Origin of the sequence: Rathayibacter rubneri (assembly GCF_023743255.1) — a bacterium.
Lineage (GTDB): Bacteria > Actinomycetota > Actinomycetes > Actinomycetales > Microbacteriaceae > Rathayibacter > Rathayibacter rubneri.
In genome coordinates this window covers 1-12,234 of the sequence record NZ_JAMRYM010000098.1, presented here as the reverse complement: position 1 = coordinate 12,234, position 12,234 = coordinate 1, and the positions used below count along the sequence as shown (strand labels likewise).

Below are 12,234 nucleotides of genomic sequence, written 5' to 3'. Positions count from 1 at the left end.
GGGTGGGCGGGGCGCTCGCCTGCTCGATCGTCTCCTCCCCCGCGCTGGGTGCGGTCGCGGCCGACTACGGGCTCGCGTTCGTCGAGACCCTGACCGGCTTCAAGTGGATCTCCCGCGTGCCGGACCTCGTGTTCGGCTACGAGGAGGCGCTCGGCTACCTCGTGAATCCCGGCACCGTCCGGGACAAGGACGGCATCTCGGCGGCACTCGCGTTCCTCGACCTGGCGAGCTCCCTGGCCACCGGAGGCCGCACGATCGCCGACGAGCTCGAGTCGTTCGCCGAGCGCTTCGGGCTCTTCGGCTCGGAGCAGATCTCGCTGCGGGTCACCGACCTGTCCGAGATCGGTCGGATCATGGCGGCGGTGCGCGCCACTCCCCCGGCCTCGATCGGCGGGCTCCCGGTGCAGCGGGTCGAGGACCTGCTCGAGGTCGAGGACGGTGTGCCGCCGACGGACGCGCTGCGCTTCACCCTCGACGGCGCGCGCCTCATCGCCCGCCCGAGCGGCACCGAGCCCAAGGTCAAGCTCTACCTCGACGCGTGGTCCTCGGACCCCGACCCCTCGGTCCGCCGCTCCGAGGTCTCCACCCGCCTGTCCGCCCTCCGCACCGGCGCCGAGTCCCTGCTCCGCTGACCCCCCGCGCGCCGCGCGGTGCCTTCGCCGCACGCCTCCCCGCGAGCCACGCCTCAGGGCGGCATCTCGCGGCGGCAGGCGGGCGCATGGGGTGGACGGCGTCGGCCGCTCCCTCTGAGAGTGATGACCCCGGATCGCCGCCCCGCAGGGAGCGCGCGATCCTGAATCGCGTGCCAGCGACTCAGGACAGCGCGACGCGACCCGCTCCACGGAACGCACCACCTCCAAATGCCGACCGCGCTGAGCCGCACAAGGGGCGGCTCACCCTGCGGACGCGGGCTTCTCCGTCTCCCACTGCGGTCACCGAATCGCCGCCCCGCCGAGAGCGCGCGATCCGGAATCGCGTGCCAGCGATTCAGGACAGCGCGACGGTACCCGCTCTTCGGAACGCACCATGTCGGAAAGCCGACCGCGCTGAGCCGCACAAGGGGCGGCTGAGAAATGAGCACAGCCCGCCTGCGCTGAGCCGCACAAGGGGCGGCTCGGAAATGAGCACGGTCCCGGCTCAGAGCTCGGCACCGCCCAGCGCCCGCTCGATCTTCGCGGTGATCTCGGCCTGGTCGAGGTAGTTGTCGATCACGACGACCTCGGCGAAGGTCCGTCCGATGCGGTCGACGAGCTCGCCGGAGGTCAGGATGACCTGCGCGTCGGCCGCGAGGGCGTCGACCGATGCGATGTCGGAGGCGATGACCTCGGCCTCGAGGTCGAGCGTCTCGAGGGCGCGCTCGGCGCCGAGCTTGAGGATGGCGGAGGTGCCGATTCCGGCGCCGCAGAGGGTGACGATCTTCATGAGCTTCTTCCGTGGTGCGGGGTGGCGTCCGTGAGGACGGCGTTGACGCCACCGACCGTGCGCGCGGCGGCGAGGGCGCCGATCGCATCGGGGCGGCTGAGGACGTCGGCCAGGCCGGCGACGAATCCGACGTGGCCGTGCGCCTGTGTGGCGGCGATGCCGATGACGACGGAGACCGGGTCGTTGGTGCTGTGCCCGAAGGCGACGGGCTCGGCGAGCGTGACGACGGAGAGTCCGTCGCTGTGCACGTCGTTGCCGGGTCGGGCGTGGGCGAGCGCGAGCCCCGGGGCGATGACGATGTAGGGGCCGAGCACGTCGATCTGCTCGACCATGCGGCGCGAGTAGGCGGGATCGACGGCGCCGCTGCGCTCGAGCGCGCGACCGGCCTCGAGGACGGCCTCGCGCCAGCTGGCGGCGGGGTGCCGGAGCGCGATCGCGTCGTCGGCGAGGGCGTCGAGGGGCACGGTCAGGCCGCTTCGAAGCCGGCGCTGATCGTCTCGATCAGCTCCCGACGCTCGTCCAGCGGGAGGAAGCTCGCCTCCGCGGCGTTGATCTGGAACACCTCGAAGTCGTCGAGGTCGTAGCCGAACGCGTCCGACAGCAGGGCGAGCTCGCGGCTGAGGGTCGTGCCGCTCATAAGGCGGTTGTCGGTGTTGACGGTCACTCGGAAACCCAGCTGGTAGAGCAGGTCGAACGGGTGGTCGACGAGCTCGGTGCCCCACGCGGCGACGGCACCGGTCTGCAGGTTGGAGGACGGGCTGAGCTCGAGGGCGATCCGGCGGTCCTTCACCCACTCGGACAGCTCGCCGAGGGTCACGTAGCTCGCGTCGTCGTCCTGGCGCTCGATCGCGATGTCCTCAGCGAGGCGCACTCCGTGGCCGAGCCGGAGGGCGCGGCCGTCGAGGAGGGCGGAGCGGATGCTGTCGAGACCGTCGGCCTCGCCCGCGTGGACCGTGGTCGGGAAGTGCGCGGCCGCGAGGAGCTCGAAGGCCGGGCGGTGGCGGGAGGCGGGGAAGCCCGCCTCGGCGCCGGCGATGTCGAAGCCGAGGGCCCCGCGCTCGCGGTGGCGGAGGGCGAGCTCGGCGATCTCGAGCGAGCGGTCGGTGTGGCGCATCGCGGTGATCAGCTGGCCCACCCGCAGGCGCGAGCCTCGCGCGGCGGCCTCCTGCACGCCCTGCTGCAGTCCCTCCTGCACGGCCTCGACCGCGGCGTCGAGCGTGAGCCCCGAGCGCAGGTGCTGCTCGGGCGCCCAGCGGACCTCGCCGTGCACGACTCCGTCGGCGGCGAGGTCGAGCACGAACTCGCGCGCGACGCGCTCGAGCGCGGGCGCGGTCTGCATCACCGAGACCGTCGTCTCGAACGTCGCGATGTAGTCGGTCAGCGATCCGGAGTCGGCGGTGGTCGTGATCCAGCGGCGCAGCGCCTCGGGCTCGTCGGCCGGCACGGCGACGCCGGCGGAGGCGGCGAGCTCGAGGATCGTCTCGGGGCGGAGCCCCCCGTCGAGGTGGTCGTGCAGCGAGACCTTCGGCAGCTCGTCGATGAGGATGCCCTCGCCCGGGAGGAGGTACTCCTCGATGGTGTCGGTCACGGTGCTCCTCGGGGTCGGGCGACGGTTCGCGGACCACCCTACTGCCGAGGGCCGACGCCGTGACGGGAGCACTCCCCGCCCCGCGGAGACGGCACGGATCCGCGCCTGGGGAGGAGCCGCGTAGGGTGCGGGGATGAGCGGACGACGGATCATCCTGGACTGCGACCCCGGCCACGACGACGCGCTGGCGATCCTCCTCGCCCACGGCAGTCCCGCGATCGAGCTGGTCGCGATCACCACGGTGGCGGGCAATCAGACGCTGGAGAAGGTGACCGCCAACGCACGCGCGGTCGCCGCGGTCGCCGGGCTGACCGGCGTCCCGATCGCCGCGGGGATGCACCGCCCCCTCGTGCGCGACGCCGAGCCCGCGCCGGACATCCACGGCGAGAGCGGGATGGACGGTCCGACTCTGCCGGAGCGGCGCCCCGCCCTCGACCCCCGCCACGCGGTCGACCTGATCATCGAGGAGGTCCTGGCAGCAGCACCGGGCTCCATCACGCTGGTGCCGACCGGACCGCTCACCAACATCGCCATGGCGGTCCGGCGTGAGCCGCGCCTCGCGGAGCTCGTCCGCGAGGTCGTCCTCATGGGCGGAGGGGTGCAGGGCGGCAACTGGACGGCGACCGCGGAGTTCAACATCCTCGCCGACCCGGAGGCGGCCCACATCGTCTTCGGCGCCGGCTGGGACGTGACGATGGTCGGCCTCGACGTCACGCACCGGGCACTCGCGACCGAGGAGGTGGTCGCCCGGTTCCGCGGCGTCGACTCGGAGGCGGGCCGCTTCTGCGTCGGGCTCCTCGACTTCTTCGCGGCGAGCTACCGCGACGCGCAGGGCTTCGACGCGCCCCCGGTGCACGACCCGGTCGCGGTGGCGTACGTCATCGACCCGTCGATCCTGGAGGTGCGCCGCGCCCCGCTCACGGTGGAGCTGCGCGGCGAGCACACCGTCGGCATGACGGTCGCCGATCTGCGCACCACCGCTCCGACGGACTGCCGGACCTCCGTGGCGACGGCGATCGACTCCGACCGCTTCTGGGATCTGGTGATCGAGACGGTCGCCCGCCTCTGACGCCTCAGGCGATCCGCTCCGCCACGAGCGGTCCGCCGTCGAGCACGGCCTCGCCCTCGTCGCCGATGCGGTAGGCGCCCTCGAGCGCGGCGAGAGCACGCTCGAAGCGCGCGGGCTCGTCGGCCGAGAGGGTCAGCAGCGGCTCGCCCCGGCGCACCCGGTCGCCCGGCTTCGCGTGCAGGTCGATGCCCGCGGCGTGCTGCACGGCGTCCTGCTGGCGCGCCCGACCCGCGCCCAGACGCCAGGCCGCGATCCCGAACGGCAGCGCCCGCTGCTCGACCAGCACTCCGTCGCGCTCCGCGCGGACGACGTGCGTCTCGCGGGCGACGGGCAGGTCCGCCGTCGGATCGCCGCCCTGGGCGCGGATCACCGCGTTCCAGGTGTCCATCGCCGCTCCGCCGTCAAGCGCCCGCTCGACATCGGCGTCGGGCAGGCCCGCCAGCGCGAGCATCTCGCGGGCGAGGGCCAGCGTGAGCTCCCGCACGTCGGCGGGGCCGCCGCCGGCGAGGACCTCGACCGACTCCCGCACCTCGTTGGCGTTGCCGATGGCGAGCCCGAGCGGGACGTTCATGTTCGTGAGCAGGGCCGTGGTGCGCACCCCCGCGTCGTTCCCGAGGTCGACCATGGCGCGCGCCAGCTCGCGCGAGCGCTCGATGTCGACCATGAAGGCGCCGGAGCCGAACTTGACGTCGAGCACCAGCGCGTCGGTCCCCTCCGCGATCTTCTTCGACATGATCGACGACGCGATCAGCGGGATCGCCTCCACGGTGCCCGTGATGTCGCGCAGGGCGTAGAGCTTCTTGTCGGCGGGCGCGAGCCCGGAGCCGGCGGCGCAGACCACTCCGCCGACCGTGCGCAGCTGCTCGAACATCTCGTCGTTGCCCAGCTCGGCGCGCCAGCCGGGGATCGACTCCAGCTTGTCGAGGGTGCCGCCGGTGTGGCCGAGTCCGCGGCCGGACAGCTGCGGCACCGCGACGCCGAACGACGCGACGAGCGGCATCAGGGGCAGCGTGATCTTGTCGCCGACTCCCCCGGTCGAATGCTTGTCGACCGTCTTCTTGCCGAGCCCGTCGAAGTGCATCCGCTCGCCGCTCGCGATCATCGCCAGCGTCAGATCGCGGATCTCGTCCCGCCCCATGCCGTTCAGCAGGACGGCCATCGCGAAGGCGGCCATCTGCTCGTCGGCGACGTAGCCGCGGGTGTACGCGTCGATCAGCCAGTCGATCTGCGCGGTCGACAGGGAGCCCCGGTCGCGCTTGGTGCGGATGATGTCGACGGCGTCGAAGGCCTCGACGGGGGTGGAGCCGGTCATTGCGGTGCTCGATTCGTGTGCGGGGCGGGCGGGGGCGGCGGCGCCGCTACTCCCCCGCGTAGGCCTGGAGGGTGCGGGGGCCGAACGCGTCGGGGATGACCTCGTCGATGCTCCGCAGGCCCGAGACGGTCTCGAGGACCATCCCGTCCGCGGAGTGCTCGAACAGCAGCTGACGGCAGCGGCCGCACGGCATGAGCGTCGCACCGTTGCCGTCGACGCACGTGAAGGCGACCAGCTTGCCGCCGCCGGTCATGTGCAGGGACGAGACCAGCGCGCACTCGGCGCAGAGGCCGATGCCGTAGGAGGCGTTCTCGACGTTGCAGCCGGAGACGATCCGCCCGTCGTCGACGAGGGCCGCCGCTCCGACCGGGAAGTTCGAGTACGGAGCGTAGGCGCGGCGCATGGCGTCGTTCGCGGCGGCGCGCAGCGCCTCCCAGTCGATGTCGGTCACGGGACCCCTCTCAGGACTTCAGGTACGGCTTGCCGGCGGCCGCCGGTCCGCGGGACTGGCCGACGAGACCCGCCACGGCGAAGATCGTCACCAGGTACGGGAGCATCAGCATGAACTCGCTCGGGACCGGCGAGCCGATCACGCCGAGCACGTTCTGCAGGTTCGTCGCGAAGCCGAACAGGAGGGACGCGAGCGTGGCCTTGATCGGGTCCCACCGGCCGAAGATCACCGCGGCCAGTGCGATGAAGCCCGCACCCGCCGTCATCTCCTTGCCGAAGGCCCCGACGGCGTCGAGCGTGTAGTAAGCGCCGCCGATGCCGGCGATCGCTCCCGCGAGGGACACGTTCCAGAACCGGGTGCGCGCCACGTCGATGCCGACCGTGTCGGCCGCCTGCGGGTGCTCGCCGACCGCGCGCAGGCGCAGTCCCCACTTCGTCTTGAAGAGCCCCCACCAGACGGCGGCGATCGCGACGTACATCAGGTAGACGATCACGGACTGCTTGAAGAGCACCGCGCCGATCACCGGGATCTGGCTGAGCACCGGGATCGGCAGGGTCTCGAACTGCACCGGCGAGTTGAAGGTCTCGGCGTCGGAGGTGAGGACCTGCGAGTAGAGGAAGCTCGTCAGACCCGTCACGAGGACGTTCAGGACCACTCCCACGATGACCTGGTCGACGACGTACTTGATCGCGAAGGCCGCGAGGACGAACGAGACCAGCACGCTCGCCAGCATCGCCGCCACCAGGCCCAGGATCGGCTGACGCGTGATCGACGCGACGACCGCGGCCGTGAACGCGCCCGCGAGGAGCTGCCCCTCGATCGCGACGTTGACGACGCCGACGCGCTCCGAGATGACACCGCCGAGGGATCCGAAGATCAGAGGAGTGGCGAGGCCGACGGTGCCGAGCAGCAGTCCCGAGACGGGCAGGGTCGCTCCGGCCGAGGCCCAGACGAGGAAGCCGAGCAGGAAGACGAGCGCGAACACCGTCGAGAACCACAGCGGGATGCGCCGAGCCGCGCGGGCCATCATCGCGGCGAGCACGGTGAGCGCGACAGTGGCGACGGCCACGACGACACCGGTGGCCCGGGTCGGGAAGGGGACGTCGGGCAGGGCGAAGAAGTCGCCGCCCGCCGCGAGCCGGAACGAGCTCGTGCCGTCGCGCCCCGCGACGACGAAGAGGACGATCGCGAGGAGGGAGAAGACCCCGAACGCGATCGGCGCCTTCCAGCTGCGCACGGGGACGCGCGAGGCGTCGACGTGGGCGGTGGTGGCGAGGCCGGTCATGCGGACACCTCCGAGGCTCGGCGCGTGCGGCGTCTCGGGGCGGCCCCGGGAGTGGGCAGGCGGAAGATCGCGCGCACCAGCGGCGGCGCGGCGATGAAGAGGACGATCAGCGACTGGACGACGAGGACCACGTCGATGGGGACCCCCTGCGCTGCCTGCATCGAGTATCCGCCGGCCTTGAAGGCCCCGAACAGGATGCCCGCGAAGAACACGCCCCACGGCCGCGAGCGGCCCAGCAGCGCCACCGTGATGGCATCGAAGCCGATGCCCGCGTCGATCCCGGAGGTGAAGCCGGTGGTGACCGTGCCCATCACCTGTGCGCTGCCCGCGAGGCCGAGCAGGCCGCCGGAGAGGAGCATCGCATACACGTAGCTGTTCTTGACGTCGATGCCGGCCACCCGCGCCGCGTGCGGGTTCTCGCCCATCGCCCGGAACTTGAAGCCGATGCTCGAGCGGTTCAGCAGCCACCACACGAAGACGGTCGCGAGGATCGCGAACACGAACCCGAGGGTCAGGGAGTAGCTCGGCCCGAGCAGCGACGGGAACACCGCCGTCTCCTTCATCGCCGGGGTCTTGGGGTTGTTCGACCCCGGAGCCTGGAGGGCGCCCGGGGTGCGCAGCAGGTAGGAGATCAGGTAGAACGCGACGTAGTTGAGCATGATCGTGAGGATCACCTCGTGGGCGCCGGTGCGGGCCTTCAGCAGGCCCACGAGTCCGCCCCAGAGCGCACCGCCGAGGATGCCCGCCGCCAGCGCGACGACGAGGTGCACGCCCCACGGCAGGTCGAACGAGAAGCCGACCCAGCCCGCGCACGCCGCGGCGATCAGCATCTGCCCGCGGCCGCCGATGTTGAAGAGGCCCACGCGGAAGGCGAGGGCGACCCCGAGGCCGCCCGCGATCAGCGGCGTCGCGAAGGCGAGCGTGTCGGTCAGCGGCTTGATGCCGTTGGCGAAGCCCTCGCGCCGGAAGTTGTAGACGGAACCCTGGAAGAGGGACGAGTACGCCCCGGCGACCGACTGCCAGATCGCCTGCAGGGTGTCGACCGGACGGGCGAAGAAGTAGCCGGACGCCTCCTGGACGTCGGGGTCCGTCGCCGCGATCAGCACGCCGCCCGCGATCAGCGAGAGCAGCACGGCGAGCACCGACATGAGAGCGGTGCCGGAGAGGATCTCGCGGAGCACGCGGGACGCGCCGCTCTCGACAGCGCCGGGGCGCGCCTCCTGACCCGGCTTCTGGCCGGGCTCGAGGCCGGTGGACTTCTCGGTCTCCGCGTCGGGGTCGACCGCGGGCAGTTGCGCGTCGCTCACGCCGCCGCTCCCTTCTCGGCGGGCGACTGCCCGGCCATCATGAGTCCCAGCACGTCGCGGGGGGTGTCGGCGGGCACGATCCCGATGATGCCGCCCTTGTACATGACCGCGATGCGGTCGGCCAGCGCGGCCACCTCGTCGAGCTCGGTGGAGACGACGATCACGGGCACGCCGGTGTCGCGGGTCTCGACGATGCGCTTGTGGACGAACTCGATCGAGCCGACGTCGATGCCGCGGGTGGGCTGCGCGGCGATGAACAGCCGCAGCTCCCGGCTGAGCTCGCGGGCGAGGACGACCTTCTGCTGGTTGCCGCCCGAGAGCCGGCCGACGTGCGTGCCGATCCCCTGCGCCCGGACGTCGAACTCGCGCACCCGCTCCTCGGCGAACCGGTCGAGCTCCTTGAGCCGGAGATTCAGGCCCTTCACGAACGGACCCCCGTCGCTGCGGTCGAGCATCAGGTTCTCGGCGATCGTGAACTCGGCCACCAGTCCGTCCTCGGTCCGGTCCTCGGGCACGAAGCCGACACCGGAGTCGAGCACGCGGCGCACCGAGAGCCCGTCGAGCCGCTTGCCGTCGAGGGTCACGGTGCCCTCGACCCGCTCCTGCAGCCCCATGATCGCCTCGGTGAGCTCGGTCTGACCGTTGCCCTGCACGCCCGCGATGGCGAGGATCTCGCCGCGGCGGACCTCGAACGAGACGTCGTCGACGACGGCCTGCCCGTTCGCGTCGCGAACAGTGAGACCGCTGACGACCAGCGCCTCGTCGCCGGCGCGGGCCGGCTCCTTCTGCACGGTCAGCTCGACGGCGCGGCCCACCATCAGCGAGGCCAGCTCGGCGTTGCTCGCGGTCGGCGAGGCCTCGCCGACGACCTTGCCGAGGCGGATGACCGTGATGCGGTCGCCGACCTCGCGCACCTCGCGGAGCTTGTGGGTGATGAAGACGATGGCCGTGCCGGCGGCGCGCAGCTGGCGCATGATCGCGATCAGCTCGTCGGTCTCCTGCGGGGTGAGCACCGCGGTCGGCTCGTCGAACACGAGGACCCGGGCGTCGCGCGAGAGCGCCTTGATGATCTCGACGCGCTGCTGCACTCCGACGGGCAGGTCCTCGACGATCGCGTCGGGGTCGACGTCGAAGCCGAAGCGGTCCGAGATCTCGCGGACCCGCGCGCGGGCCGCGGCCAGATCGAGGCGGCCGCCGGACTTCGTCTGCTCGTGCCCGAGCATCACGTTCTCGGCGACGGAGAAGACCGGCACCAGCATGAAGTGCTGGTGCACCATGCCGATGCCCGCCTTCATGGCCTCGCCGGGCCCGGAGAAGTGCTGGACGACGTCGTCGAGCAGGATCTCGCCCTCCTCCGCCTGGTAGAGGCCGTAGAGCACGTTCATCAGCGTCGACTTGCCGGCGCCGTTCTCGCCCAGGAGGCAGTGGATCTCGCCGGGTTCGACCGTGAGATCGATGTGGTCGTTGGCCACGAGGGCGCCGAAGCGCTTCGTGATGCCCCGCAGTTCGAGCTTCATGGGACCAATCTAACTTTCAGCGAGGCTCCCGGCGTCGACGGGGCTCGAGGACGATCAGCGACAGGGAGGGCACGTGCCGCGCCGGCGCTGCCCGGCAGGCGGGCGGAGGAGCGCCGCGGCAGAGAAAAGAGGCCGGTCGGCTCCGGGAGGACTCCCGGGGCCGACCGGCCTCTTCGCGTCGACTAGGAGGCGGCGGGCGCCGACGGCGACTCGACGGTGATCGAACCGTCGATGATGCCCTCGGTGATCGCGTCCAGCTCGCCCTGCAGGTCGGGCGAGACCTTCGACTCGAAGTCGTGGAACGGGGCGATGCCCACTCCGTCGTTCTCGAGCGTGCCGACGTACGGCGTGGCGTCGAACTCACCGGCGCCGGCCGAGGCGGTCACGTCGGACGTGCCCTCCTTGATGCCCTTGAGGATCGACGTCAGGTAGAGGTCGCCGCCGTCCGGGTACGTCTCGTACAGGTCGGCGTCGACACCGACCATCGCGATCTCCTTGCCGGAGTCGCGGATCGCCTCGATCGCGGACTGGAAGATCGGACCGCCGACGGGGAGGATGACGTCCGCGTTCTGGTCGATCAGCGACTGCGCGGCCGACTTGGCCTCGACGCCGGGCGCGAAGCCGCCGGTGAAGGAGCCGTTCTGCGACGCGACGTCCCAGCCGACGACCTTGACGTCGGCGCCCTTCTGCTCGTTGTAGTACGCGACGCCGTCGGCGTAGCCGTCCATGAAGATCGTGACGGTCGGGTACGGCTGTCCGCCGTACGTGCCGACGACACCGGTCTTCGAGTACGACGCGGCCGCGTAGCCCGCGAGGAACGCGGACTGCGACGTGTCGAACGTGATCGGCTTGACGTTCTCGAGATCGATCGACGCGTCGTCGATGATCGCGAAGTCGATGTCGGTGTTCGCCTCGGCCGCGGCCTTGGTCGCATCGGCGAGCGCGAAGCCGACGGTGATGATCAGGTTGCAGCCCTGATCGACGAGGCTCGTCAGGTTCGGGGCGTAGTCCGTCTCGGACTCCGAGGTCACGTCGATCGGCTCGACGCCCAGCTCGTCCGCGGCCTCGACGAGACCCGTGTAGCCGAGCTCGTTGAAGGACTTGTCGTCGAAGCCTCCGGCGTCGGAGACCATGCAGGGCAGGAAGTCGCTGCCCGCGGCGGCGCCCGAGTCGCCCTCCTCGGGAGCGGAGGCGCAGCCGGCGAGAAGCGCGGTGACGCCCAGTGCGGCCAGACCGCCGAACGCGGCCTTACGCGTGGTGATAGTCAAGATTCGTCCTCCAGGGAAGCGGCCCCGCACGGATGGCGCAGCAGGGCGTCGATCCGTTCACGTTACCCAATGTGACGAAGCACTCAGAGGTCGCGGAGGCTCCCTGGGGAAAGCGTTACACAGTGTTGATTTTGTGGAGGAGGCGCGAGCGCCTCCTCCACCGCGGTCGGGTTTCGTGGGGGGTGGGTTCTCGGGAGCGGGGAGCGTCGGGCTGGCGGGAATCGCTGGCACGCGATTCCCGCTCGCGGCCCTCCACCTTGCACGAACAGTGGCGGGTGGCGCAGGGGGCCTCCGCGCTGCGCGCGGTCGACACCGGGCAACAGGACGACTCCGCGCAGAGCGCGGTCGACACCGGACAACAGGACGACTCCGCGCAGAGCGCGGTCGACACCGGACAACAGGACGACTCCGCGCAGAGCGCGGTCGACACCGGACAACAGGACGACTCCGCGCAGAGCGCGGTCGACACCGGACAACAGGACGACTCCGCGCAGAGCGCGGTCGACACCGGACAACAGGAGAACTCCGCGCGGAGCGCGGTCGAGTACGGACAACACCGGGGCTCCGCGCGCGGCGCGGTCGACCCCGGACAACAGGAGGACTCCGTGCAGAGCGCGGTCGACTCCGGACAACAGAACGGCTCCGCGCGGAGCGCGGTCGACACCGGACAACAGGAGGGCTCCGCGCGGAGCGCGGTCGAGTACGGACAACACGAGGGCTCCGCGCGGAGCGCGGTCGACACCGGACAACAGGACGGCTCCGCGCAGAGCGCGGTCGACACCGGACAACAGGACGACTCCGCGCGGAGCGCGGTCGAGTGCGGGCAGCAGAACGGCTCTGCGCGGAGCGCGGTCGAGTGCGGGCTGCAGAACGGCTCTGCGCGGAGCGCGGTCGAGTGCGGGCTGCAGAACGGCTCCGAGCGGAGCGCGGTCGACTCCGGACAACAGGACGACTCTGCGCGGAGCGCGGTCGAGTGTGGGCGGCGCGACGGGTCTGCGGGGCGCGGTCGGGGTCG

The 12,234-nt window shown here is 71.5% G+C and carries 11 protein-coding genes and 1 pseudogene; 3 read left to right on the top strand and 9 right to left on the bottom strand.

Annotated features, from left to right (window positions below):
* Positions 1-632, top strand: a pseudogene (locus tag NB037_RS16335) (phospho-sugar mutase); the annotation flags it as partial.
* A gap of 505 nt (positions 633-1,137) precedes the next feature.
* Here NB037_RS16335 and NB037_RS16330 read toward each other — a convergent pair.
* The 3 genes from NB037_RS16330 to NB037_RS16320 are packed head-to-tail and all read right to left on the bottom strand — an operon-like array spanning position 1,138 to position 3,010.
* Positions 1,138-1,422, bottom strand: a complete 285-nt coding sequence (locus tag NB037_RS16330; protein WP_251947606.1) for a PTS sugar transporter subunit IIB — start codon at positions 1,420-1,422, stop codon at positions 1,138-1,140.
* Entirely contained in the window at positions 1,419-1,886 is a 468-nt protein-coding gene (locus NB037_RS16325) for a PTS sugar transporter subunit IIA (protein WP_207402873.1), read from the bottom strand. The genes NB037_RS16330 and NB037_RS16325 overlap by 4 nt, the downstream gene beginning before the upstream one ends.
* 2 nt (positions 1,887-1,888) lie before the next feature.
* Positions 1,889-3,010: an adenosine deaminase gene (locus NB037_RS16320; protein ID WP_251947603.1), complete on the bottom strand. Its 1,122-nt coding sequence runs from the start codon at positions 3,008-3,010 to the stop codon at positions 1,889-1,891.
* Positions 3,011-3,143: 133 nt separating this feature from the next.
* Here NB037_RS16320 and uriH point away from each other — a divergent pair, with 133 nt between their 5' ends.
* Positions 3,144-4,079 (top strand): uridine-preferring nucleoside hydrolase UriH, encoded by a 936-nt coding sequence (gene uriH, locus NB037_RS16315; RefSeq protein WP_251947600.1) that lies wholly within the window; start codon positions 3,144-3,146, stop codon positions 4,077-4,079.
* A 4-nt stretch (positions 4,080-4,083) separates the two neighbouring features.
* Here the strand turns inward: uriH and NB037_RS16310 are convergent, their stop codons facing one another.
* The 6 genes from NB037_RS16310 to NB037_RS16285 form a co-directional block, all read right to left on the bottom strand.
* Positions 4,084-5,391, bottom strand: coding sequence for a thymidine phosphorylase (locus NB037_RS16310; protein WP_251947598.1), 1,308 nt, complete (start codon positions 5,389-5,391; stop codon positions 4,084-4,086).
* 46 nt (positions 5,392-5,437) lie between these two features.
* A complete protein-coding gene (locus NB037_RS16305; RefSeq protein ID WP_308202083.1) occupies positions 5,438-5,842 on the bottom strand; it encodes a cytidine deaminase in 405 nt (134 codons plus the stop codon).
* A gap of 10 nt (positions 5,843-5,852) precedes the next feature.
* Complete coding sequence (locus tag NB037_RS16300; RefSeq protein WP_251947595.1) at positions 5,853-7,127, bottom strand: ABC transporter permease; 1,275 nt, start codon at positions 7,125-7,127, stop codon at positions 5,853-5,855.
* Positions 7,124-8,434, bottom strand: coding sequence for an ABC transporter permease (locus NB037_RS16295; protein WP_251947594.1), 1,311 nt, complete (start codon positions 8,432-8,434; stop codon positions 7,124-7,126). Before NB037_RS16295 ends, NB037_RS16300 begins: the two co-directional genes overlap by 4 nt.
* Complete coding sequence (locus NB037_RS16290; protein WP_251947592.1) at positions 8,431-9,951, bottom strand: ABC transporter ATP-binding protein; 1,521 nt, start codon at positions 9,949-9,951, stop codon at positions 8,431-8,433. The genes NB037_RS16295 and NB037_RS16290 overlap by 4 nt, the downstream gene beginning before the upstream one ends.
* A 182-nt stretch (positions 9,952-10,133) precedes the next feature.
* On the bottom strand, positions 10,134-11,219 hold the full coding sequence (locus tag NB037_RS16285) for a BMP family lipoprotein (RefSeq protein WP_207402865.1): 1,086 nt from the start codon (positions 11,217-11,219) through the stop codon (positions 10,134-10,136).
* 275 nt (positions 11,220-11,494) lie between these two features.
* On the opposite strand from NB037_RS16285, the gene NB037_RS16280 reads away from it, so the two are divergent.
* On the top strand, positions 11,495-12,234 hold a 740-nt coding region (locus NB037_RS16280; protein ID WP_251947590.1), incomplete at its 3' end, for a hypothetical protein.

Excerpts from the sequence above, each read along its gene's own strand:
- uriH (WP_251947600.1), top strand. The coding sequence starts at position 3,144 with ATGAGCGGACGACGGATCATCCTGGACTGCGACCCCGGCCACGACGAC.
- NB037_RS16330 (WP_251947606.1), bottom strand. The coding sequence starts at position 1,422 with ATGAAGATCGTCACCCTCTGCGGCGCCGGAATCGGCACCTCCGCCATC.
- NB037_RS16300 (WP_251947595.1), bottom strand. The coding sequence starts at position 7,127 with ATGACCGGCCTCGCCACCACCGCCCACGTCGACGCCTCGCGCGTCCCC.
- NB037_RS16310 (WP_251947598.1), bottom strand. The coding sequence starts at position 5,391 with ATGACCGGCTCCACCCCCGTCGAGGCCTTCGACGCCGTCGACATCATC.
- NB037_RS16290 (WP_251947592.1), bottom strand. The coding sequence starts at position 9,951 with ATGAAGCTCGAACTGCGGGGCATCACGAAGCGCTTCGGCGCCCTCGTG.